Annotated in this window: 1 pseudogene; it reads right to left on the minus strand. The window is 43.8% G+C overall.

From position 1 onward, the window contains the following. Window positions 1–666 (minus strand): annotated as a pseudogene (locus tag AC4GME_RS18715) (hotdog fold thioesterase); the annotation flags it as partial.

Genomic DNA, 666 nt, shown 5'->3' on the forward strand with positions numbered 1-666 from the left:
GCTGATCATATTCAGGGCCAAAACAACCTGTGATATCTCCGTTTACCAGTTTAATCATATCGTCATAACCATAGTGGCTGCGCGAATTGTGAATCAATGGTTGAAAGTAGGATTTATTAGCCTCGGCAAACTGCGCTTTATCTTTATCGTTATGGATAACCCCTTTACCCTCAGCTAACTCTTGATCGGTAAAGAAACCAGCGCAACCATTACGCATGATTAATACTTTTTTATCCCCCACATAACAGTCGTAATGGAAGAAAAACAGCAGCTGCTCGCCATTTTTAGCGTAGGAGTCGATATGAATTTCATAACGCAGGGTTTCGCCGCCAAACGCCATCTCTTCAAGGAAAGTTAATTCACAATCAAGCAGGCGATAAACGCGCTCACTTTTGTTTTGCAGATCGATACCAATATAGGCGATCAGCATCAGATCACACTGACCCGATTCAACCGAAACAGACCAGGGGATCTGTCCATCAATTAAAAATGGCGCATCGGTCGGGATATCGTATTCGGTCACCATGGATGATTTACGGTACTCATTGATAGCGGCATCAAGCTCAGTCACGCGCGTAACTAACAGATAATCGGTAGTTGGCAAACGTACTCGGCGTTGATAACTGTCGATAATCTCATAGGCGCTGCCAAATACTTTGCCGATTT

Source organism: Psychromonas sp., assembly GCF_983033635.1.